Below are 22078 nucleotides of genomic sequence, written 5' to 3'. Positions count from 1 at the left end.
TCACTGCCCCCCTCCTCACTGCCCGAAGAACCGCGGCACCAGCCTGACCGTCACCGGCTCCAGCGGGCGCCAGCCATAGTCGCGGATGACGTCGTTTGACTCCACCGCGCGGCGGTTGCGCTCCAGCGACCATGTGATGTGGTAGGTGGAGCCGTCGGGCCGGTCGCTGGTGCCGTCGATGGCGACGACGACCGCCTGAACCCCCTCGCCGTCGTCGGCGCAGCCGATCACCTCCGCCTCGGTGGCCGTGGGCAGCGGCTCATCCCGGCCGGCGCCGAAGCTCTGGGTCACATGGTCGGCGACGAGCCGCTCATAGCGCTGCGGGATCAGGGCCAGCAGCCGGCCGCGCTCCTCCGCAGGCAGTTCCCAGCCGGTGTATCCCGCTCCCATCTCCCGATCCTCCAAACCGCCGGCAGCCCGCACACTCAACGCCGGCCGCCGTTCATGATCCCGTCCATGATCTTATTCGCTTCGGCGGGGCCGGCAATCAGTTCGATCATGCGGATGGCGGTATAGCCGGTGCGCGCGTTGCCGGCGGGGCCGGCCAGCGCCTGCTGCGCCTTTTCCGTCAGCGAGGCGGTGGTCTTCCGGGTCATCTCCCGCAACTCGCCGCGCAGGCCCAGCGAATCGGCTATGGTCGCGCATTTGCGCAAAGCCCGCGCCTGGTTCTCCGCCTGGGCCAGCTGGGCCCGTCCTTCGCTGCCGCCGTCCAGCGCGCCGATGGCGGCGACGATGCCGGCGTCGGCGTCCTGCAGGACCTGGGTCTTCACCATGGCGTGGACCGAGTTGCGGACTTCCTTCAGCCGCTGGTCGAACTCCTTGTTGCGGCTGTGCTCCATCGCAGCGCGGGTGGCGTCCAGGCTGGCGACGAGGCCGAGCGCCAGATCGGCCGCCGCCATGCGGTCGGTGCCGGTGCCGGAGGTGCTCTGGAAGGCGCGCGAACGGTCCTCCATCTGGGCGACCACCGTTCCGCTCAGCGCCATGAACAGGGCGGCGCGGTCGGCCGATTTCTGCCCCAGATCCATGTCCCACAAGCCGCTCAGCAGCACCGTCGGGTCGCTGAGCCGCGATGTGGCGATCAGGACGAAGATCTTCAGCGCCTCCGGCTGGGCGCGGGAGACGCGGCGGCCGACCGCCTGGATCGCCTCGACATGGTCGGCGTGCAGCTTCGCCACCGGCTTGGGCGACAACGCCGCCTTCATCTCCGTCACCTCGGGCGCGATGGACAGGATGGTGGCGATGTCGGTCAGCGCCCGCATCCGCGCCGGGTTCAACCGCAAATCCAGCGCGCTGTTATGGCCGGCGACCATGCCCTCGGCGATCCGGGTCACCGCCGCGCCGCATTCCGCCCAGAAGGCTTCCGTCAGCGCCTTGCGCTGCGGCCCGTCCTGCAGGGCGGGGCGGAAGCCGCGCAGCCGGTCCTTGCCGATCTCGGCCTCCACCAGCGGCCACAGGCTGTTCATCAGCGACCGCTCGATCACGCTCAGCGGCACCGGGTCGGCCTTGCCCAACGCTTCGAACAGATCCTCGAACGGGTCGCAGAACAGGCGCTTCAGCGTGGGCCGGCGGTGCAGCCGCAGCTCGACCAGCCGGGGGCGGATGGCGGCGATGGTGCGCTGGATGTCGGGATGCTCGTTCATCTGCTCCAGCAGATCGACCACCTGACGGAACTTGGCTTCGTCGATTTCCAGAAGCCTGTCGCCCAGCGCGACCAGATCCCTCATCTCCATGGTCAGGCCGCCTTCCCTTTGAGCGTCTCGATCCGCATGACGAGATCGACGTCGAGCTGGCCGCTGCGCCAGTCGACATAGGCGCGCACCGACCGCTTCTGGCTGGCGTGCAGCTTGTCGGCCATCAGCGACTGGTTGATCCGCTCCTCGTCGCGGGGCAGCAGCGGAATGACGCGGAAGATGTCGTGGACGGCCATGTCCTGGGAGTAGCGGTCCTGGGTCAGCGCGTCGCTCCACAGCAGGATCAGGTATTCCCAGCCGTCCAGCAGCCAGGACAGCCGGCTGGACGCCTTGCGGATCTGCGGCCGCTTGGTCTCCCACTGGCGCAGCAGCGTCTCGAAGGAGGCCATCGCCTGATCGAGCTGGCCGATGACGTTGCGGGCGTGGTTGACCGTGTGCTCCGCCACCTCGGCGCAGAAGCCGCCGATGGGGGCCGCTTCCGACACGTTGTCGGTGGCCCAGTCGGTCATGCTGTCGCGGAAACCCTGCAGGTCGCGCATCAGCCGCCGCAGCCGCGCCGGCTTGGGTGAGGCGGCGACCCCGATCGATTCCATCAGCACCGCCAACTCGGCGATGCGGCCATAGAGCTCGGTCGGCTCCAGGCCGAGGCGCTGCGCCGCCTTCATCATCAGGTCGCGGGTCAGCTTCTGCCCCTCGGCGGAGGTCAGGCCGACGCGCAGTATCTCGGTCGATTCCAGGCCGACCGCCTTTAGCGCCTCGACGATCAGCTGATAATTGATCAGAAGCCGCTGCTCCTCGTCGTCGCCCAGCGCCGCTTCCGCCGCCGCCACGGCGCCGGCGCCGGCAAGGCCGCAGCGCGCCGCCTCCAGCACCGCCTTGCGGACGTCGTCGGGGGAGCAGCCATCGGCCTTGGCGATCAGGTCGTGCAGCATGCGGTCGTGCACGGTCATCGGGAAGGCCAGCGGCAGCGACTTCCACGGCACCACATAGACGCCGCGCCCTTCCGACAGGTTGGGCACCAGGACCTCCAGCTGGTCGCGGCTGTCCTTGCGCACCCGTGTCTGGGCCAGGACCGGCGTGGTGAAGGCCACCGCGGCACCGCGTTCCTCGAAGGTGGATGGGGCGAAGTTGGTAAGGGAGCGCATCGTGTCTGCGGCCGTGGCTGCCAGGGAGTGTCGAACCGGATCATCGGATTACGGCCCGAGGAACCTGAATTTTGCGTTAAATCCAATATAAGCGACATGGCAATTCTATAACCTTCGAGTTAGGCGAGGGGCTCTCTTGCGGTAATCCCGGCTTCGCCCCTTCGCCGTTCAGCCCCGCCATCCGTTGACAGGGAAAGGATGATTTTCGGGAGGGCCGGAGGCATGGCAGCGGGAGCGGGGTCGGTGTTCAAATGGATCGGCTACGGCCTGCTGGGTCTGGTCGGTCTCGCCGTCGTCGGCGTCGGCGCGTTTCTGCTGCTGTTCGACTGGAACGATGCCCGCGGCTTCGTCGCCGGCCGGGCCTCGGCCGCGCTGAACCGCGAGGTCGCCATCGACGGCGACCTGCGCGTCCATCTCGGCAATCCGATCCGCATCCATGTCGAAGGCCTGCGCGTCGCCAATGCCCAATGGGCGCGGGAGCAGGGCGGAGAAAAGGACATGGTGGCGATCCAGGCGCTGGACGCCACGCTGCGGCCCTGGCCCCTGCTCCGCGGCGACTGGGAGCTGCCGGAACTGAAGTTCCAGGGCCCCAAGCTGATCCTGGAGAAGAACGGGCAGGGCGAGGCCAATTGGAATTTCGGCCCGCCCAATGCGGAAAAGGAGGTGGCGAAGGAGGCCGCGACCCCCGACGACCGCGGCGACATCCCGGTGATCGAGCGGCTGGTGATCGCCGACGGCCGGCTGCGCTACCGCGACCCCACCAGCGACATCGACATCGACAACACCATCAACACCGCCACCGGCGGCAACGACGTCGACACTGTGCGGCTGGACGGCAAGGGCAGCTTCGCCGGAAAGCCCTTCACCCTGGCGGCGGAGGGCGGCTCGCTGCTCTACCTGCGCGACGATCCCAAGCCCTATCCGATGAAGATCGAGGCCGCCATCGGCAAGACCGAGGGCCGCATCGAAGGCTCGGTGGCGGAGCCGGTGAAGATGGAGGGCATCGACCTGTCGGTGGCGCTCAGCGGCAACGATCTGGCGGAAATCTTCCCGATCCTCGGCATCCCGACGCCGAAGACGCGCCCCTATTCCATCTCCGGCCACCTGTCGCGCGAAGGGGGCCTGTGGGCCTTCCACCGCATGAACGGCAAGGTCGGCGAAAGCGACCTGTCCGGCGACCTGTCGGTCGACACCAACGGCGAACGGCCGATGGTGAAGGCCGACCTCACCTCCAACCGGCTGGCGGCGCAGGATCTGGCCGGCCTCGTCGGCGCCTCGCCGCGCGGCAGCGACGATTACCCGACCCGCGGCAACAACCGGGTCATTCCGTCCACCCCGATCAACGTGGAGAAGCTGCGCAACACCGACATGGATGTCCGGCTGCGCGGCAAGCGGGTCGAGGCGCCCTTCACGCCGCTCCAGGATCTGGACATGCGCGTCAAGCTGACGAACGGCGACCTGCATTTCGATCCGCTGTCGCTGGGCATCGGCGGCGGGCGGATCGCCGGCATGGTGCAGGTGGACGGCAGCCGCAAGGTTCCGGCCCTGCGCACCAACCTGGACGTCCGCGCCGTGAAGCTGTCGACCTTCTTCAGCGAAACCTCCTTCGCCGGGCAGATCGGCGGCACGGTGGCCGGCCGCATCCAGCTGGCCGGCAGCGGCAACACGGTGGCCGACCTGCTGGCGACCTCCGACGGCAAGGTCGGCGTCTCGGTCGACGGCGGGCGGGTCACCAGCCTCGCGGTCAAGGGGCTGAAGACCAACATCCTGGAGACGCTGGGCGTGGTGATCTCCGGGTCGGAGCCGCTGCCCTTCAACTGCCTGGTCGGCAACCTGTCGGTGGAGAAGGGCATCGCCCGCGCCGAGGCGCTGGTGCTGGACACGCCCGAAACCCTGGTCACCGGCAAGGGGACGATCAGCCTGCGCAACGAGGGGCTCGACCTGCGGATCGTCGGCGATTCCAAATCGCCGCAGGTGTTCGCCACCCATGTGCCGGTGCTGGTCGGCGGCACGCTGGGCGATCCCGACATCGGCGTCGATCCCACCGAGTCGGCGGCCCGCGGCGCCGCGGCGGTGGCGCTGGGCGTGCTGCTGACTCCGCTGGCCGGCGTGCTGCCCTTCCTTGACCCAGGCAGTGATGAGCAGCCACAGTGTGGCCGGCTGGTGCGGGACGCCCGCTCCCCCGAAAAGGGAGCGCCGGCGTCCGGCAGGTCGGGCAATGGCCGTGGTGAGGGAAAGGCGTCGGGTTCGGCGCGCTGACCGCCCGCTTCGGGTTCTTTCTGTCCGGCGCCCCCGACCACGGGGCAGCCCCGGAGCATGAACAGGAAGGACGCCGCCCCGCCCAATGACCTTTGACCAGATGTTATCGTTCGGCATCATCGGCGCGGTGATCGCGCTGCTGATCTGGGACCGGCTGCGTTACGATCTCGTCGGCATGATTGCCCTGCTCGCCTCGGTGGCGGTGGGGATCGTTCCGGCCAAAGAGGCTTTTCAGGGCTTTTCCGACGACATCGTCATCATCGTCGGCTCCGCCCTCGTGGTCAGCGCCGCCATCGGCCGTTCGGGGGCGGTGGAGGCGGCAATGCGCCCGCTGGCGTCGCGCATGTCGACGGTGTGGGCGCAGGTCGTCATCCTCGCCGGGGCGGTCACGCTGCTCTCGGCCATCGTCAAGAACATCGGCGCTCTCGCCATCTTCATGCCGATCGCCCTGCAGGTGGCGCGGCGTACCGGCACGCCGGTGTCGATGCTGCTGATGCCGATGGCCTTCGGGTCGCTGCTGGGCGGGCTGATGACGCTGGTCGGCACCTCTCCCAACATCATCGTGTCGCGCGTCCGCGCCGAGATGACCGGCGAACCCTTCCGCATGTTCGACTTCACGCCGGTCGGGCTGGTGATCGCGGTGTTCGGCGTCGCCTTCCTCGCGGTCGGCTACCGGCTGCTGCCCAAGGGGCGGGCCGCGGCGGCCGGCCCGGCCTTCAACATCGACGACTACACGGCGGAGGCGAGGCTGCCCGCCGGTTCCCAGTTCGTCGGCCGCACGGTCGCGGAGCTGGAGGCGCTCGGCGAAGGCGAGATCACGCTTGCCGCCATCGTGCGCGAGAAGTACCGCCGCTATGTGCCGTCGGGCCATTGGGTGCTGTATGCCGACGATATCCTGGTGCTGGAGGGCGACACCACGGCGCTGGCCGAACTGGTCAAGCGCGCCGGCCTGAAGATGGTCGATGAAAAGGATCTTCAGGGGGTCGAGAAGGGCGACGAGATCGCCGTGGTCGAGGCGGTGGTGGAACAGCGCTCCGCCATGATCGGCCACAGCATCGAGGAGGTGAACCTGCGCGAGCGCTTCGGCGCCAACCTGCTGGCGATCAGCCGGCGCGGGCGGCCGATTCGCCAGCGGCTGCGCCGTGTCCGCCTGCAGTCGGGCGATCTGGTCGTCCTGCAGGGCCGGAAGGCCTCCATGTCCGACACGCTGGCCGAACTGGGTTGCCTGCCATTGGCCGAGCGCGACCTCGCCATCGGCCGCACGCCCAAGCGCGCGGCGGCGGTCGCCGTTCTCGTGCTGACCGTGGTGCTGGTCGCCACCGGGCTGGTTCCGGTCGCCATCGCCTTCTTCGGGGCGGCGGTGGCGATGATGGCGATGAAGGTGGTCAGCCTGCGCGAGGCCTACGAGTCGGTGGAATGGCCGATCCTGGTCCTGCTCGGCTCCCTGATTCCGGTCAGCGAGACCCTGCGCACCACCGGCGGCAGCGAACTGATCGCCGGTTTGCTGTCGGAGGCGTCGCAGGGAATGCCGCCGGTCGGCGCGCTGGCCATGATCATGGTGGCGGCGATGGCGGTGACGCCTTTCCTGAACAATGCCGCGACCGTGCTGGTGATGGCGCCCATCGGCGCCGCCCTCGCCACCCATCTCGGCCTTCGGCCGGACGCTTTCCTGATGGCGGTGGCCATCGGGGCGGGCTGCGACTTCCTCACCCCCATCGGGCATCAGTGCAACACGCTGGTGATGGGGCCGGGCGGCTACCGCTTCGGCGACTACTGGCGGCTGGGTCTGCCGCTGTCGATCATGGTTGTAATTCTTGGGACGGCTGCCATCACTTTGTTCTGGCCATTGGTGCCGCATTGAGAATCCGGCATGTTCCCATGATCTTATAACGCGCGGGCGGTTCCGTCCTCCCGCCGTCTGGTGTAGGCTTCCCGTCGAAGGCAAAAGCCTGACGGGAGGCGGAAATGTCGGTGTGGCGCCGCTATCTGGTGAAGGACGTGACCGGCCGGCTGGTCGATCTGCCGAGCAGCCTGCTCGACCGTGCCGACGACGGCACGGCCCCGCTGCCGCATTTCGCCGGCCGCTGCGTGGAACTCGTGGCCGCGGTGATCGTCGGCGACCGCAAGAGCCATGCCCGCGTCACCGAACTGGCCTTCACCAAGCTGTATTTCGACCAGATGGGCTATGTCGACGCCGCAAAGCGCGAGCGGATGATCCGCCTGATGCTGGAAAGCTGCGCCGACCGCCGCTGCCCCCAGCCCCCGCGGGATGCCGGGCCGGAGGATTTCGACCGGCTGTCCCGGCGGGCCGGTGCCGCCCGCGACCAGTTGATCCGCGAATTCGGCTGGGAACCCAAGCCCGCCGAGCGAGACGCCGCCCTCAGCCGCCTCGACCCCGCCCGCCTTCGCGGCACCCGTCCGGGGCCGGTGCGGACGCTGCATTGAGGGGTGGGGCCTTTTCCGTTTCATCGCGACGGCCCATACGAGCCCTCATGCCTCGTTGAGAGTGTGGATCGAAGGGGACTTCCGGTAATCCCCGCGCAGGCAGGGCTCTGGAGCGCTTTGCCGATAAGCCCTCAAGCCGGCTGGAACCCTGCCTTCGGGAGTGCCGGCCGTAGAAATCCTTGTCTCCGGTACTGGGCTACCCCGTGACGCTGCTTCCCGTCGCCCGCAAGGGGAGGGGGACTTTTCGCGCACCACCTTCCGGCCCATATGCAGACCAACCGAAGCATGGAGCCTAGCGAACCGAAGATGAGTTCTCCCGATACCGCCCAGACGCTGTCGCTCGCGCGTGTGCGCCAGTTGGCACTGATTGGCGCCGGATGTACCATCATGCTGTTCGGCCTGCTGCTGGCGCCACTCCCCGGTCCCGGCGGTCTGCCGGTGATGCTGCTCGGCGGCATTCTCGTGCTGCGCAACTCCGCCGACGCCCGCCGTATGTTCGTGCGCAACAAGCGCCGCTATCCCCGCGTGTTCAGCCCGGTGGAGCGCATCCGCCTGAAGCTGCGCGAGCGCCGCCTGCGCAAGATGAACCGCGGCTGATCCGCCGCTTTTTCCCGCAATCCCTTACCCGCCGGCCCGCCAGGTGTTAGGAATGGACGCCACCATTCCCAATCGCGAGGGGGCCGGGTTGCGCGGGCGAACTGGGCAATTGAACAGTGGAACATCCCCGAAAAGCCGTTCCACACCGTTTCAAACGTTCCACTTGTCCGGTCGGCCGCCCGATTTGTGGCCTTTGAAAGCGGGTACTGGACAGCGCCGCCCCGCAGCATCCATCTTGTGCGTCCGTTCGCATGAGGAGGTTTTCCGGTGAAGTCGGGCAACGCGCTGCTGTCCAGCTATGGCACCACCATTTTCGAGGTCATGTCCCGCCTGTCGGAGGAGCATGGCGCGATCAATCTGGGCCAGGGGTTCCCCGACGACCGTGGGCCGGCCGACGTGCTGCAGACCGCGGCCGACGCGCTGCTCCAGGGCTGGAACCAATATCCGTCGATGATGGGCACCCCGGACCTGCGGCAGGCGCTGGCCGCCCACGCCCGGCGCTTCTACGGTCTCGACGTCGATTGGAAGACCGAGACGATGGTCACCTCCGGCGCCACCGAGGCGCTGACCGCCTGCCTGCTCGGCCTGATCAATCCGGGCGACGAGGTGGTGCTGTTCCAGCCGATGTACGACAGCTACCTGCCGATCGTCCGGCTGGCCGGCGGCGTGCCGCGCTTCGTCTCGCTGAAGGCGCCGGACTGGAGCTTCAGCCGCGCCGATCTGGAGGCCGCCTTCTCGCCGCGCACCAAGCTGGTGCTGATCAACGACCCGCTGAACCCGGCGGCCAAGGTCTTTGACCGGGCGGAGCTGGAACTGATCGCCGAGTTCGTCCAGCGCCATGACGCGCTGGCGGTCTGCGACGAGGTGTACGAGCACATCGTCTTCGACGGCCGCCGCCACATCCCGCTGATGACCCTGCCGGGCATGCGCGACCGCTGCCTGAAGATCGGCTCGGCCGGCAAGACCTTCTCGCTGACCGGATGGAAGGTCGGCTACGTCACCGCCGCCCCGCATCTGCTGCAGCCGGTGGCCAAGGCCCACCAGTTCCTGACCTTCACCACCCCGCCGAACCTCCAGACCGCCGTCGCCTACGGGCTGGGCAAGGAGGAGGGGTACTTCACCGGGCTGGCCGCCGGGCTGCAGGCCAAGCGCGACCGGCTGGCCGCCGGGCTCGCCTCCGTCGGTTTCGACGTGCTGCCCAGCGCCGGCACCTATTTCGTCGCCGCCGACATCGGCCGCTTCGGCTTCGACGGCGACGATCAGGCCTTCTGCCGCTGGCTGGTGGCGGAGGCGAAGGTCGCCGCCATCCCGGTCAGCGCCTTTTTCGTGGAGAATGCGCCGGCCAGCGTCGTGCGCTTCTGCTTCTCGAAGCGGGACGAGGTGCTGGACGAGGCCATCGCCCGCCTGCGCAACCGCTTCTCGGACAGCTGAAGCGGACTGCAATCCGTTTTGGACCGCGACGGCGGCCCGGCCGCTCATGCGGCCGAAGCCCGACCGGCGAACGAGGTCATTTAGATTTAATGCGAATGCAAATTCGCTTCAGGCGTTGCCGCGGCGGGAGCGATCTGCGCGCCCCCGCCGCAAAGCCATGGCGAAACCCCAGCCGCTTGGGCATACTCCGCGCCGGTTTTGTCCAGGTCCGAGCCGACGCCAGGGCTGTCCCCGGTGTTGCGGTTCCGGACCCACCCGCGGAATTGGGGCCTGTCTCGAATGTTGCGTGCGCTGGCGCGTGTCTGTGCCGTTCTCGTCGCGTGCTCCGGCACGTACACCGTTTCCCGGACCTTCGCCGCCGATCCCGCGGCCGAGCCCGTGCCCTTCGGCGTGTCGGGCGTGGAGGTGGTGGCGGAGCGCGATACGCCCCAGGCCTGCTTCACCTTCACCGACCGGCTGGAGCGCTCGCGCGCCGTCAACTACCGCGACTATGTCACGGTGGAGCCGACGGTCGACGGTGCCGCCATCGCCCGCGACCGCACCCTGTGCGTCGAGGGGCTGCGCCATGGCGAGAGTTACCGGGTCACGATGAAGGACGGGCTGCCGGGCATCGACGGCAAGCGGCTGCCGGCCGCCGACACCCGCGAGGTGCAGGTGCCCAACCGCAAGCCCTCGCTGGCCTTCCGCGGGGCCGGCTACATCCTGCCGCGCGTCGGGTCGGACGGGCTGCCGCTGCGCTCGATCAACCTTGACCGGGCGAAGCTGCAGGTGCTGCGCATCGCCGACCGGGCGCTGGTCGAGAAGATCTATTTCGGCCGCATCACCCAGCAGATGACCGATTACGACATCGGCGAGATCCTCGACAAGTCGGGGCAGGAGGTCTGGCGCGGCGAGATGGGGATCGGCAACCAGCCGAACCGCAGCGTCACCACCGCCTTCCCGATCGACGCCGTGCTGGGCAAGCTGGAGCCGGGCGTCTATGTCGCCGTGGCCGGCGCCGACGAGATCAAGCCGGGCGGCTGGGACCGCAAGGCGACCCAGTGGTTCGTGGTGTCCGACCTCGGCCTCAACACCATCCTGGGCGACGATTCGCTGGTGGTCTTCGCCCGCTCGGTCCAGAGCGCCGGCCCGGCCGCGGGCGTGGAACTGCGTCTGGTCGCCCGCAACGGGTCCGAACTGGGCCGCGTCCAGACCGGCGAGGACGGGCTGGGCCGCTTCGACCTCGCCGCCCTGCGCGCCGCCGGGACCGAGCCGGTGCAGGCCCTGTTCGCCGCGCGCGGCGACGGCGATTTCGCCGTTCTCGACCTGACCGCCGGCGGCGCCCCCTCGGCCGAGACGCCGGACAAGCCCGCTCCCATCGCCCGTCCGATGACCGGCGGGCTCGACGCCTATCTCTATACCGAGCGCGGGATCTACCGGCCGGGCGAGACGGTGCAGCTGACCGCCCTGCTGCGCGACACCGACCTGAATCCGCCCGCCGGCAAGACGCTGACCATCCGGGTCCTGCGCCCCGACGGGTTCGAGGTCGAACGGCGCACACTGACCGACAGCGGGGCCGGCGGCTTCGCCACCCGCATCGACCTGCCGATGAACGCCTTCCCCGGCAGCTGGATGGTCACCGCCCATGCCGAACCGGAAGGCCCGGCCATCGGCAGGGCCGAGTTCCTGCTGGAGGACTTCGTCCCCCCGCGGCTGGACCTGACGCTCTCCTCCCCGACGACGGAGCTGGCGGCCGACGGCGAGGCCGACGTGGCGCTCGGCAGCCATTATCTCTACGGCGCGCCGGCCTCCGGCCTGCCGGGAGAGCTGACGGTGACCTTGCGCTCCGCGGTCAACCCCTATCCCAACCTGCCGGGCTATCATTTCGGTCTGGCGCAGGAGGAGGTGAAGGCGGCTCGCGCCGATCTGCCGGGATTCATCACCGATTCCAACGGCTCGGCCCGCCTGAAGGTCAAGCTGCCGCGTCCGCCTGAAAGCACCCGCCCGCTGGAAGCGGTGGTGCGCGCCACCCTGTTCGACATCGGCGGCCGTCCGGTCGGCCGCGACTTCGTCCTGCCGGTGCGCCACCAACCCTTCGCCATCGGCGTCAAGCCGCGATTCGAGGGCGACGGCGTGCCGGAAGGCGCCACCGCCGGCTTCGACGTGATCGCCGTCGGCCCGGACGGCAAGCCGACCGACCGCGCCGACCTCTCCTACGAACTGTTCGAGGAGGAGTACGACTACGCCTGGTACGAGGCCAACGGCCGCTGGGACTACAAGGTCACGGTGAAGGACCAGCGCGTGACCGGCGGCACCCTGTCGGCCCAGGCTGCCAGCCCGACCGCGGTGGAGGCCCCGGTCGCCGTCGGCCGCTACCGGCTGGAGGTGTTCGATCCCAAGACCGGCGTCGCCACCAGCGTGCGCTTCGCCGCCGGCTGGTGGATGACCCCGACGGCGGGGGAACGGCCGGACGCCGTCGACGTCTCGGTGATGATGCCGGCCTACCGCGCCGGGGAAAGCGCCTGGGTCTTCGTCAAGCCGCCCTATGACAGTCAGGTTCTGGTGGCGGTGGCCGATCGCGGCGTGACCTATGCCGTCACCCGCGCCATCGGCACCCAGGGCGCCTTCCTGGAAATCCCGGTCGGGCAGGGCTGGACCAGCGGCGCCCATGTGCTGGCGACCGCCTTCGCCACCTCTGACCCGCAGTCGAAGAAGCCGCCGCGCCGCGCCGTCGGCCTCGCCTGGCTGGCGATGGACAAGGCCCCGCGCACGCTGGACATCCGCCTGTCCGCCCCGGCCGAGATCGAGCCGCGCCGCGCCATGACCGCCGACATCACGGTGGAGGGCATCGCCGAGGGCAAGCAGGCCTTCGTGACCCTGGCCGCCGTCGACGAATCGGTGATGCAGCTGACCGACCAGCCGTCTCCCGATCCGGCCCGCCATTATCTGGGCAAGCGGCCGCTTACCGTGGAGCTGCGCGATTCCTACGGCCGCCTGATCGACCCGGCCAGCCTCGATTCCACCCGTCCGCCGGCCGCGCCGGCGCCGCGACTGCGTCAGGTCGCCGGGCTGGTGCCTCCCAAATCGGAACGGGTTATCTCGCTCTATTCCGGGATTCTGACGGTCGGCGGCGACGGCAAGGTCTCCGTTCCCTTTGATCTGCCCGATTTCCAGGGCCGCCTGCGCCTGATGGCGGTGGCCTGGAGCGAGGGCCGGATCGGCCATGCCGAAAGCCAGATGCTGGTCCGCGACCCGGTCGTCGCCGACGCGGTGCTGCCGCGCTTCCTCGCGCCCGGCGATTCGGCGCAGGTGATGCTGTCGCTCGACAACCTGAACGGCCCGTCCGGCGATTATCGGATGACCCTGACCGCCGAGGGTGCCGTCTCCATTCTTCCGGGCGACGGGGGCTCGGCTCTCGAGGTGCCGAAGCTGGCGCGCGGCAAGCGGGCGACCGCCGGCCGGGTGCTGACCGCCAACGCCGTGGGCACCGGCCACGTCACGCTTGACGTCACCGGCCCGGACGGCGTTCGGGTCACCCGGCGCTGGGACGTCGCCGTGCGCCCGGCCTCGCCGCTTATTTCGCGCCGCACCGTGATCGCCCTGCCCACCGACAAGAGCCTGACTCTCCCGGCCGACATCGGCGCCGGGCTGCGGCCGGAAACCCTGTCCGTCGGGGCCCTGGTGGCTCCGCTGCCGGACCTCGACCTGCCGGGCCTGCTCTTCGAGCTCGACCGGGCGGCACCGGGCGGGGCGGAGCAGACCGCCAGCCGCATCCTGCCGCTGCTGTCGATGGCCGATGTCGCCGCCAGCCTGGGCATCGCGCCGGAGGATCGGATCAAGGCGCGTGTCCAGCGCGGCCTCGACCGGCTGCTGACCTTCCAACGTGCAGATGGGGCCTTCGCCGCATGGTCGCCGAAGGGTGATCTCGACCCGTGGCTGACCGCCTATGCGGTCGACGTGCTGGGCCGTGCCAAGGCGGCGGGCTACCGCATCCCCGACCAGCCCTACCGCAAGGCGCTGGACTGGATGAAGCAGGCGGTCGACAACCCCTGGGTCGAGACCGCCGACCTGCCGGGCCGTGCCTATGCCCTGTATGTGCTAGCGCGGGCGAAGCTGATCGATGCCGGCGCTTTGCGCTATTTCCGCGAAAACTACTGGGACCGGCTGCCGACCGACTTCGGCCGGGCGCAGATCGCCGCCGCCGCCGCGGCGCTGGGCGACCAGCAGGCCGCCGCCGACGCATTCTCCAGGCTGACCGGCGCCCGGATGGTGACGGCCGCCCTGCGCGACCAGGGTTCCTCCCTGCGGGACGAGGCCGGCGTGGTGGCGCTGATGGCGGAAAGCGGGGTGGTCGACCGTGACCGCATCTTCCAGGCGGCAGAACGCGCGGCAAAGACCTTCGCCGCGGTCCGCACCACCAACCCGCAGGAGCAGGCCTGGCTGCTGCTGGCGTCCAAGGCCCTGATCGACCGCGCCGCGCCGATGAAGCTCGCCATCGGCGACCAGACGGTGGAGAACGCCAAGCCCCAGGTCCTGCGCATCGACCCGGCCGCACCGCCGGCGATCCGCAACCTGGGAGGCGAGGTCCGGCAGACCGTCTCGGTGGCCGGCGTGCCCGACCAGCCGGCGGGCGCGGAAGAGCAGGGCATGACCATCCGCCGCCGCCTGTTCGACATGGCCGGACGTCCGGTCGATCCGGCCGGCATCCGCCACAACGACCTGCTGGTGGTGATCCTGGAGGGTGAGGTCGGCGACCCGCTCGATCATTCGGTTCTGGTCAGCGACCCGCTGCCGGCGGGATTCGAGATCGAGAATGTCCGGCTCGGCAACAGCGGCCAGCTCGGCAAGCTGTCCTGGCTGGGCGAGCTGTCGTCGGTCCGCAATGTGGAGTTCCGCGACGACCGCTTCCTGGCCGCCGTCGATTTGCCGAAGTCGGCTCCCCGCTTCCGGCTGGTCTATCTCGTCCGCGCCGTCACGCCCGGCGACTTCGCTGCCCCCGGCGCCCATGTGCAGGATCTGCAGCGCCCCCACCTGTCCGCCCGCACCGCGGTGTCCCGCCTGCGCGTGCTGCCGGAGTGAGGGGAGCGGAGTGAGGGAGACGTAGTGAGCGGAATGAAGAAAGGGGCGCCGTTTCCGGCGCCCCTTTTTCATGACGGAATCTAAAGGTAGCTCTGTTCGCCCCGGTGGTTTTCCCGCCGCCGGACGAGCAGGGTCAGTGCCGCGACCACCACCGCGAAGCACAGGGTCAGCAGCACGTAGAAGGCCAGCGCGACGCCGACCGTCAGGGTGCCGAGAAGCACCATGGCCAATATCCAGACGCCCAGCGATACGATGGCGCGCGCCGACATGGGTTGTCTCCTGTCCCCTGTCCTGATCCGCCGAATGACGGGCAAGCCGTCCTGAAACCGTCGCGGCCTTCTGGCCGTCTATGCACCACCGTGTCCGCTTCCCATATGGAATCGGGGAAGCGGCCGGGCCGCGTCTCGTCCTGGGCAAAGCCTGCCACAGCCGCCATGGGGAACAGGGCGTGGCATCCTGTCACTGCGCGGGCGCGCCGCACCCGTTGATGGCCGGGCAGTCGCCTGCCCAAGGGCCGGGCGGGGTTCGCCAAACTGGTTGGCCTGGTCAACAAGTCTGTTGACAGCATGCGGCATCAACCTTACCTTTACGTAAACGTCAAGGAAAGGAACGGACGGAGTGGATCAGCTTTCGGTCGCCTACGGCACGGCGGAGACCGGGGAGGGTGCGGAAAGCAGCCGCATGTCCGGACCGCGCCTCGCCATCGGCGAGTTGGCCGGGGAATTCGGTCTGACCCACCGCACCATCCGCCATTACGAGGACGAAGGGTTGCTGACGCCGGAGCGGGTCGGCAGCGCGCGTGTCTACGGCCACCGCGACCGCGCCCGGCTGGGGCTGATCTGCCGGGGCAAGCGGCTGGGCTTCAGCCTGGCCGAGATCAAGGATTTCCTGAACCTCTACGACACCGACGACGCCCAGATCGAACAGATGCGCTACATGCGCACGATCGCGCGGCGCCGGATTTCCGCGCTTGAACAGCAGCTTGCCGATGTCCAGCAGACGCTGGCGGAGCTGTGCACCATCGACACCCAGATCTCCGAGCATCTTCGCCGCAACGGCATCACGGAGACGCAGGACAAGGAGGAGAAGCACTCATGAAGTCGGTCGTCATCGCCGGTTACGCCCGTTCGCCCTTCGCCTTCGCCCATAAGGGCGAACTGACCAAGGTCCGTCCCGACGACCTGCTGGCCCGCGTCATCGCGGAGCTGGTGGAGCGCACCGGCCTGAAGACCGACGACATCGAGGACGTCATCGTCGGCTGCTCCTTCCCCGAGGGCGAGCAGGGGCTGAACGTCGCCCGCACCATCTCCTTCCTGGCCAAGCTGCCGCAGACCGCCGCGGCCACCACGGTGAACCGCTATTGCGGCTCCTCGATGCAGTCGATCCATCAGGCGGCGGGCGCCATCCAAATGGGTGCCGGCGAGGTCTTCATCTGCGGCGGCGTGGAATCGATGACCCGCGTGCCGATCATGGGCTTCAACCCGATGCCGAACCCGGCGCTGAAGGACTCCTATCCGGAAGCCTATTGCTCGATGGGCGTCACCGCCGAGAATGTCGCCCGCAAATATTCCATCTCCCGCGCCGAGCAGGAGGCGCTGGCCGTCGCCTCCCATGCCAAGGCCGCCGAGGCGCAAACTTCCGGCCGCATGGCCGCCGAGATCGTCGGCATCCAGACCCCCGGCGGCCTGGTCGACAAGGACGGCTGCATCCGCCCCGGCACCAACGCCGAAAGCCTGGCGGGCCTGAAGCCGGCCTTCACCGCCGACGGCACCGTGACAGCCGGCACCTCCTCGCCGCTGACCGACGGCGCCGCCGCCGTTCTGGTGACGACGGAGGAGTATGCCAAGGCCAACGGCCTGCCGATCCTGGCGAAGATCCGTTCGGTCGCCGTCGCCGGCTGCGCGCCGGAACTGATGGGGCTGGGGCCGGTCCCGGCCACCCGCAAGGCGCTGGCCCGTGCCGGCCTGTCGATCAACGACATAGACATCATCGAGATCAACGAGGCCTTCTCGTCCCAGGCCATCGCCTGCATGCGCGATCTCGACATCGACCCGTCCCGCATCAACCCGGACGGCGGCGCGCTGGCGCTCGGCCACCCGCTGGGAGCCACCGGCGCCCGCATCACCGGCAAGGCCGCGGCCCTGCTGAAGCGCGAGGGCAAGCAGTTCGCGCTGGCGACCCAGTGCATCGGCGGCGGCCAGGGCATCGCCACCATCCTGGAAGCGGTCTGAGCAATGGGATCGGGGAGGAAACGACCATGAAGATCGAACGCGCCGCCGTGATCGGTGCGGGCGTGATGGGGGCGGGCATCGCCGCCCATTTCGCCAACGCCGGCATCCCCTGCGTCCTGCTCGACATTCCGGCGAAGGAGGGTGCGGACCGCAGCGCCATCGCCAAGGGCGCCGTGGCGAAGATGCTGAAGACCGATCCGGCCCCCTTCATGCATCCCAGGAACGCCAGGCTGATCACGCCGGGCAATCTCGAGGATGACCTGAACCTGCTGGCCGACGTCGACTGGATCGTCGAGGCCATCGTCGAGAATCCGGCGATCAAGTCCGATCTCTACAAGCGCATCGACCCGGTGCGCAAGGCGGGCTCGGTGGTGTCGTCCAACACCTCCACCATCCCGCTGGCGGTGCTGACGGAAGGCCAGAGCGAGCAGTTCGCCAAGGACTTCCTGATCACCCACTTCTTCAACCCGCCGCGCTACATGCGGCTGCTGGAGATCGTCGGCGGCGCCGGCACCCGGCCCGACGCCATGGCCGCCATCGCCGAGGTCTGCGACCGCCGCCTGGGCAAGGGCGTGGTCCATTGCAAGGACACGCCGGGCTTCATCGCCAACCGCATCGGCGTTTTCTGGATCCAGTCGGCGGTCAATGCCGCGGTCGATCTCGGCCTGACGGTGGAGGAGGCTGACGCCGTCGGCGGCCGTCCGATGGGCATCCCCAAGACCGGAATCTTCGGCCTGATGGATCTGGTCGGGCTGGACCTGATGCCGCACATCGCCAAGAGCATGTCGGCGACGCTGCCGGCCGACGACGCCTATCGCGGCCTGATGCGCGAACACCCGGTCATCACCCGGATGATCGTGGAGGGCTATACCGGCCGCAAGGGCAAGGGCGGTTTCTACCGCATCAACAAGGCCGGCGGCGGCAAGGTGAAGGAGTCGGTCGATCTGCGGACCGGCGAATACGCCCCTTCGGAAAAGGCCCGGCTGGACAGCGTGTCCGCCGCCGGCCGCGACCTGCGCAAGCTGTGCGAGCACCCGGACAAGGGCGGCCGCTTCGCCCGCCGCGTCCTGGCGCAGACGCTGGCATATGCCGCCAGCCTGGTGCCGGAGATCGCCGGCAGCATCGTCGCCGTCGATGAGGCCATGCGTCTCGGCTACAACTGGAAGCAGGGTCCGTTCGAGCTGATCGACCGTCTGGGCACCGACTGGTTCGCCGAGTTGTGCCGGTCGGAAGGCATCCCGGTCCCGGCGCTGGTCGAGACGGCGTCCGGCCGACCCTTCTATCGGGTGGAGGGCGGCAAGCTCCAGCACCTGACGACCTCCGGCGTCTATGACACGGTGGTGCGTCCGGGCGGCGTGCTGCTGCTGTCGGACATCAAGCGGGCCGCCGGCAAGCCGGTGTGGAAGAACGCCTCCGCCAGCCTGTGGGACATCGGCGACGGCGTGCTGTGCGTCGAGTTCACCAGCAAGATGAACGCCGTCGATGCCGACATCATGGCCGCCTATGGAAAGGCCATGCGCCTGATCGGCGATGGGAAGGGCGATTGGAAGGCGCTGGTCATCCACAACGAGGCCGACAATTTCTCGGTCGGCGCCAATCTGGGCCTCGCCCTTTTCGCGCTGAACATCGGCCTGTGGCCGCAGATCGAAGAGATGGTTGAGAGCGGCCAGCGCACCTACCGCGCGCTGAAATACGCGCCCTTCCCGGTGGTGGCTGCGCCCAGCGGCATGGCGCTCGGCGGCGGCTGCGAGATCCTGCTGCATTCCGACCATGTCCAGGCCCATGCCGAGACCTATGTCGGTCTGGTCGAGGTCGGCGTCGGCCTGATCCCGGCCTGGGGCGGCTGCACCGAAATGCTGGCCCGCCATCAGGCCAACCCGAAGGCGCCGCGCGGGCCGATGCCGGGCATCGCCAAGGCCTTCGAGATCATCAGCACCGCCACCGTCGCCAAGTCGGCGGCAGAGGCCAAGGAACTGCTGTATTTCCGCGCCACCGACGGCATCACCATGAACCGCGACCGTCTGCTGGCCGACGCCAAGGCCAAGGCGCTGGAACTGGCGGCCGACTATGCCCCGCCGGAGAAGACCGCCTCCTACGTCCTGCCCGGCCCCAGCGCCAAGGCGGCGATGGAACTGGCGGTGGAAGGATTCGCCCTGCAGGGCAAGGTCACGCCGCACGACAAGGTGGTCTGCGCCGCCCTGGCCGAGGTGCTGAGCGGCGGCGAGGAGGCCGACGTCTCTAAGCCGGTCGGCGAGGACCACATCCTGCGGCTGGAGCGCGAGGCGTTCATGGGGCTGGTGCGCACCGGCGGCACCATCGACCGGATCGAGCACATGCTGCTCACCGGCAAGCCGCTGCGGAACTGAGGGGGGAGGAACGAGAGATGCCGATCTACAAGGCTCCGCTTGAGGATGTGCGCTTCGTCCTCGACGAGATCGTCGGCCTGGACAGGCTGGCCGCCCTGCCGGGCTACGAGGACGCCACGCCGGAACTCGTCGGCCAGGTGCTGGAGGAAGGCGCCAAGCTGTGCGAGGAGGTGCTGTTCCCGCTGAACCAGTCGGGCGACGGCGAAGGCTGCCATTTCGAGAATGGCGAGGTCCGCACGCCCAAGGGCTTCAAGGAGGCGTACGGCACCTACATCGCCGCCGGCTGGCAGGGCCTGGCCTGCGACCCGGCCTATGGCGGGCAGGGGCTGCCGAAGCTGGTCAACATCATGCTGGAGGAGTTCATCTGCTCCGCCAATCTCAGCTTCGGCATGTATCCCGGCCTGTCGCTCGGCGCCTACAACGCGCTGGCGATGTACGGCTCGGACGAGTTGAAGCAGCGCTTCCTGCCAAAGCTGGTCGACGGCAGCTGGTCCGGCACCATGTGCCTGACCGAGCCGCATTGCGGCACAGATCTGGGCATCATCCGCACCAAGGCGGTGCCCGATGGCGAGGGCGCCTACAGGATCACCGGAACCAAGATCTTCATCTCGGCCGGCGAGCATGACCTGACCGAGAACATCCTGCATCTGGTGCTGGCCCGCCTGCCGGACGCCCCGGCCGGAACCCGCGGCATCAGCCTGTTCCTGGTGCCGAAGTTCATGCCCAACGCCGACGGCACGCTGGGCGACCGCAACGGCGTCGCCTGCGGCTCCATCGAGCATAAGATGGGCATCAAGGCGTCGTCGACCTGTGTCATGAACTTCGAGGACGCCACCGGCTGGCTGGTGGGCGAGCCGCACAAGGGCATGCGCGCCATGTTCGTGATGATGAACGCGGCCCGTCTCGCCGTGGGCATCCAGGGGCTGGGCCTGTCCGAGGTCTCCTACCAGAACGCCGTCAACTACGCCCGCGAACGGCTCCAGGGCCGGTCGCTGTCGGGGGTGAAGGCGCCGGACAAGCCGGCAGACCCGATCATCGTCCACCCCGACGTGCGCAAGAACCTGCTGACCGCCCGCGCCTTCACCGAAGGCGCGCGTGCACTCGGGGCGCTGACCGCCTACAAGCTCGACGTGGCGGAAAAGCACCCGGACGCACGCACACGCCGCGATGCCGACGAGTTCGTCCAGCTGATGACGCCGATCATCAAGGCGCTGTTCACCGACATCGGTTTCGACGCGGCCAACATCGCCGTGCAGGTCCATGGCGGCCATGGCTTCATCTGGGAGACCGGCGTCGAACAGTATGTCCGCGACGCCCGCATCTGCCAGATCTATGAGGGCACCAACGGCATCCAGGCGCTCGACCTCGTCGGCCGCAAGCTGCCGCAGGACATCGGCCGCCTGCTCCGTCACTTCTTCCATCCCGTCGGCCGCGACATCGAGGCGGCGATGGAGAAGGACGAGTTGGGCGAGTTCGTGATGCCGCTGGCCAAGGCCTTCGCCAAGCTGCAGCAGGCCACCGCCCTGATCGCCCAGAAGGGGCTGAAGGATCCGGAGGAGGCGGGCGCCGCCGCCAGCGACTATCTGCGCCTGTTCGGTCTGGTGGCGCTGGGCTGGAGCTGGCTGACCATGGTGGAGAAGGCGCAGGCCAGGCTCGAAGCCGGGGAGGGCGATGCCGCCTTCTATGAGGCCAAGATCAAGACCGCCCGCTTCTACATGACCAAGCTGCTGCCGCAGACGAACAGCCTGTTCATCACCATCACCGCCGGCGCCAAGCCGTTGATGGAGTTGGAGGAGGCCGCTTTCTGACACGCGTCCGACCGTCCGCGGGAGTGTGCGAGCTCAGGCCGGACCGGTGCCCGCAAGGCGCCGGCCCGGCTTTCTTTTTGCCCTTCCGTAAACCGTGAAGAGCGCATTCGCACGATGACCTAAAATTATCACAAATCCTTGGTAATATCACTCTTGGCGAGCGGCGATCTCAGCCGATCGGCATTCGCGGCCGTGACAAAAGTTAATTTCCGGTTGTCCGCTCTCGTCCCTGCGTGTTACATCTCAATAGAGATTACGTTCGGCCGGTGCCTGCTATATCCTTTGGATTTTAGGGAATATGCGGGTGGCAACAGCCCCCTCCTTTTCTCAAACCCCTGGGGCGACTTTCGGAGGGGCAGGCATGGTTCGGGAGTTTGAGCGATGAAGATCCTGATCGGTGATGATCACGTCCTGTTCCGGGAAGGTCTTCGCCGTCTGCTTGAGCAGCTGCGCGATAATGCTACCTTTGCGGAGGCCAGCAATTTCGACGAGCTTCTGGACATGGCGGCTGCGAAGGATGAGGCCTATGACCTGATCCTGACCGACCTGCGCATGCCCGGCTGGCCCGGCTTTTCCGGAATTGGCATGCTGCGCGATCGGCAGCCGAATTCGAAGGTCGTCGTCGTGTCCGCGTCCGAGGCGCATTCCGACGTGCGGGAGGCGCTGGAGAACGGCGCCGCCGGCTACATCCCGAAATCGTCGAGCGTGAAGATCATGTTGAGCGCGCTCGATCTGATCTTCTCCGGCGGCGTCTATGTGCCGGCGACGGTTCTGCGCGAGGGGATCGAACCCGACCAGCGCGGCGGTTCGATGATGCCGCCGACCGACCCTCAGCTTGAGCAGCTGCTGACCCAGCGTCAGCGCGAGGTGCTCGACCGCCTGCGCGAAGGCAAGTCGAACAAGCAGATCGCCCATGAGCTGGGCCTGTCCGAAGGCACGGTGAAGATCCATATGACCGCGATCTTCAAGTCGTTGGGCGTGCGCAACCGCACCCAGGCAGCCATGGCTTTCCCGCAGTCGCATTCGGCCTAATACCGGCGAACGCAA

General features: G+C 68.4%; 15 protein-coding genes. 11 read left to right on the top strand and 4 right to left on the bottom strand.

Annotated elements, in window-relative coordinates; all coding sequences use genetic code 11:
- Positions 1-15: 15 nt before the first annotated feature.
- Genes DM194_RS17765 through DM194_RS17755 form a run of 3 tightly spaced genes read right to left on the bottom strand, consistent with a single transcriptional unit; the run spans position 16 to position 2836 of the window.
- A complete protein-coding gene (locus tag DM194_RS17765; RefSeq protein WP_111068908.1) occupies positions 16-390 on the bottom strand; it encodes a hypothetical protein in 375 nt (124 codons plus the stop codon).
- A gap of 35 nt (positions 391-425) precedes the next feature.
- Positions 426-1730: a hypothetical protein gene (locus DM194_RS17760; protein ID WP_111068907.1), complete on the bottom strand. Its 1305-nt coding sequence runs from the start codon at positions 1728-1730 to the stop codon at positions 426-428.
- A gap of 2 nt (positions 1731-1732) precedes the next feature.
- Positions 1733-2836, bottom strand: coding sequence for a hypothetical protein (locus tag DM194_RS17755; protein WP_111068906.1), 1104 nt, complete (start codon positions 2834-2836; stop codon positions 1733-1735).
- A 222-nt stretch (positions 2837-3058) separates the two neighbouring features.
- Here DM194_RS17755 and DM194_RS17750 point away from each other — a divergent pair, with 222 nt between their 5' ends.
- From DM194_RS17750 to DM194_RS17725, 6 genes are all read left to right on the top strand, one after another.
- Positions 3059-5095, top strand: coding sequence for an AsmA family protein (locus DM194_RS17750; protein ID WP_111068905.1), 2037 nt, complete (start codon positions 3059-3061; stop codon positions 5093-5095).
- An 85-nt stretch (positions 5096-5180) separates the two neighbouring features.
- On the top strand, positions 5181-6956 hold the full coding sequence (locus DM194_RS17745) for an SLC13 family permease (RefSeq protein ID WP_111068904.1): 1776 nt from the start codon (positions 5181-5183) through the stop codon (positions 6954-6956).
- Between the two features lie 104 nt (positions 6957-7060).
- Entirely contained in the window at positions 7061-7540 is a 480-nt protein-coding gene (locus tag DM194_RS17740) for a hypothetical protein (RefSeq protein WP_111068903.1), read from the top strand.
- A gap of 387 nt (positions 7541-7927) precedes the next feature.
- Entirely contained in the window at positions 7928-8137 is a 210-nt protein-coding gene (locus DM194_RS17735; RefSeq protein WP_246024442.1) for a hypothetical protein, read from the top strand.
- 267 nt (positions 8138-8404) lie between these two features.
- Positions 8405-9568, top strand: a complete 1164-nt coding sequence (locus DM194_RS17730) for an aminotransferase (protein WP_111068902.1) — start codon at positions 8405-8407, stop codon at positions 9566-9568.
- Between the two features lie 279 nt (positions 9569-9847).
- A complete protein-coding gene (locus DM194_RS17725) occupies positions 9848-14626 on the top strand; it encodes an alpha-2-macroglobulin family protein (protein WP_111068901.1) in 4779 nt (1592 codons plus the stop codon).
- 80 nt (positions 14627-14706) lie between these two features.
- Here the strand turns inward: DM194_RS17725 and DM194_RS17720 are convergent, their stop codons facing one another.
- Entirely contained in the window at positions 14707-14895 is a 189-nt protein-coding gene (locus DM194_RS17720; protein WP_111068900.1) for a hypothetical protein, read from the bottom strand.
- Between the two features lie 349 nt (positions 14896-15244).
- On the opposite strand from DM194_RS17720, the gene DM194_RS17715 reads away from it, so the two are divergent.
- From DM194_RS17715 to DM194_RS17695, 5 genes are all read left to right on the top strand, one after another.
- Positions 15245-15724: a MerR family transcriptional regulator gene (locus DM194_RS17715; RefSeq protein ID WP_111068899.1), complete on the top strand. Its 480-nt coding sequence runs from the start codon at positions 15245-15247 to the stop codon at positions 15722-15724.
- The gene (locus tag DM194_RS17710; protein ID WP_111068898.1) at positions 15721-16857 is read left to right on the top strand and encodes a thiolase family protein; all 1137 of its coding nucleotides are present in this window, start codon (positions 15721-15723) and stop codon (positions 16855-16857) included. Before DM194_RS17715 ends, DM194_RS17710 begins: the two co-directional genes overlap by 4 nt.
- Positions 16858-16883: 26 nt before the next feature.
- A complete protein-coding gene (locus DM194_RS17705; protein ID WP_111068897.1) occupies positions 16884-19223 on the top strand; it encodes a 3-hydroxyacyl-CoA dehydrogenase/enoyl-CoA hydratase family protein in 2340 nt (779 codons plus the stop codon).
- Positions 19224-19240: 17 nt separating this feature from the next.
- Positions 19241-21031 (top strand): acyl-CoA dehydrogenase C-terminal domain-containing protein, encoded by a 1791-nt coding sequence (locus DM194_RS17700; RefSeq protein WP_111068896.1) that lies wholly within the window; start codon positions 19241-19243, stop codon positions 21029-21031.
- A 381-nt stretch (positions 21032-21412) separates the two neighbouring features.
- Positions 21413-22063 (top strand): response regulator, encoded by a 651-nt coding sequence (locus DM194_RS17695; protein WP_111068895.1) that lies wholly within the window; start codon positions 21413-21415, stop codon positions 22061-22063.
- The last annotated feature ends 15 nt before the right edge of the window (positions 22064-22078 follow it).

It is taken from the genome of Azospirillum ramasamyi (genome assembly GCF_003233655.1).
GTDB lineage: Bacteria > Pseudomonadota > Alphaproteobacteria > Azospirillales > Azospirillaceae > Azospirillum > Azospirillum ramasamyi.
This window is presented reverse-complemented; position numbering and strand designations above follow the sequence as displayed.

Coding starts and splice junctions, on each gene's coding strand:
- DM194_RS17740 (WP_111068903.1), top strand. CDS start 7,061: ATGTCGGTGTGGCGCCGCTATCTGGTGAAGGACGTGACCGGCCGGCTG.
- DM194_RS17765 (WP_111068908.1), bottom strand. CDS start 390: ATGGGAGCGGGATACACCGGCTGGGAACTGCCTGCGGAGGAGCGCGGC.
- DM194_RS17735 (WP_246024442.1), top strand. CDS start 7,928: ATGCTGTTCGGCCTGCTGCTGGCGCCACTCCCCGGTCCCGGCGGTCTG.
- DM194_RS17700 (WP_111068896.1), top strand. CDS start 19,241: ATGCCGATCTACAAGGCTCCGCTTGAGGATGTGCGCTTCGTCCTCGAC.
- DM194_RS17750 (WP_111068905.1), top strand. CDS start 3,059: ATGGCAGCGGGAGCGGGGTCGGTGTTCAAATGGATCGGCTACGGCCTG.
- DM194_RS17705 (WP_111068897.1), top strand. CDS start 16,884: ATGAAGATCGAACGCGCCGCCGTGATCGGTGCGGGCGTGATGGGGGCG.
- DM194_RS17720 (WP_111068900.1), bottom strand. CDS start 14,895: ATGTCGGCGCGCGCCATCGTATCGCTGGGCGTCTGGATATTGGCCATG.
- DM194_RS17755 (WP_111068906.1), bottom strand. CDS start 2,836: ATGCGCTCCCTTACCAACTTCGCCCCATCCACCTTCGAGGAACGCGGT.
- DM194_RS17760 (WP_111068907.1), bottom strand. CDS start 1,730: ATGGAGATGAGGGATCTGGTCGCGCTGGGCGACAGGCTTCTGGAAATC.
- DM194_RS17745 (WP_111068904.1), top strand. CDS start 5,181: ATGACCTTTGACCAGATGTTATCGTTCGGCATCATCGGCGCGGTGATC.
- DM194_RS17725 (WP_111068901.1), top strand. CDS start 9,848: ATGTTGCGTGCGCTGGCGCGTGTCTGTGCCGTTCTCGTCGCGTGCTCC.
- DM194_RS17695 (WP_111068895.1), top strand. CDS start 21,413: ATGAAGATCCTGATCGGTGATGATCACGTCCTGTTCCGGGAAGGTCTT.
- DM194_RS17710 (WP_111068898.1), top strand. CDS start 15,721: ATGAAGTCGGTCGTCATCGCCGGTTACGCCCGTTCGCCCTTCGCCTTC.